At 62.2% G+C, this 650-nt stretch carries 1 pseudogene; it reads left to right on the plus strand.

The features are described from left to right. Nucleotides 1-650: pseudogene (locus Q1B46_RS22150) on the plus strand (glycine dehydrogenase (aminomethyl-transferring)); the annotation flags it as partial.

Here is a 650-nt window from a genome sequence, read left to right on the forward strand (position 1 = left end):
ACCGCGCAGGCACTGCTGGCGGTGATTGCCTCGATGTATGCCGTGTACCATGGCCCCGATGGCATCAAGGCCATCGCACAATCGGTGCATCGCAAGACCTCGCGTCTGGCGGCTGGCCTGGAAGAGGCAGGCTTTGCGGTGGAACCGGAAGTGTTCTTCGACACGATTACGGTTGAGGTCGGCCATCTGCAGAATGTCGTGATGGAGGCCGCCGTGGCCCGCGGCGTCAACCTGCGCAAGGTCGGCGACAGCAAGGTCGGCATCAGCCTGGACGAACAGACCCGCCCCGAGACCATCGAGGCCGTCTGGGGTGCCTTTGGCATCGATCGGGCGGATGACAGCTCGAACAAGCTCTACCGCCTGCCGGAACATGCGCTGCGCGAAAGCGAGTATCTGACCCACGAGATCTTCCACAAGAACCGGGCCGAGGCCGAGATCACACGCTATATGCGCCGTCTGGCTGACCGCGATCTGGCGCTGGATCGGGCGATGATCCCGCTGGGGTCCTGCACCATGAAGCTGAACGCCACGGTTGAGATGATCCCGGTCACCTGGCCCGAGTTCGGCAACCTACACCCGTTCTGCCCCGAAGATCAGGCACAGGGCTATCACGAGATGATCGATGATCTGAACGACAAGCTGTGCCAGAT

The organism is uncultured Ruegeria sp., assembly GCF_947500045.1.
Classification (GTDB): Bacteria; Pseudomonadota; Alphaproteobacteria; order Rhodobacterales; family Rhodobacteraceae; genus Ruegeria.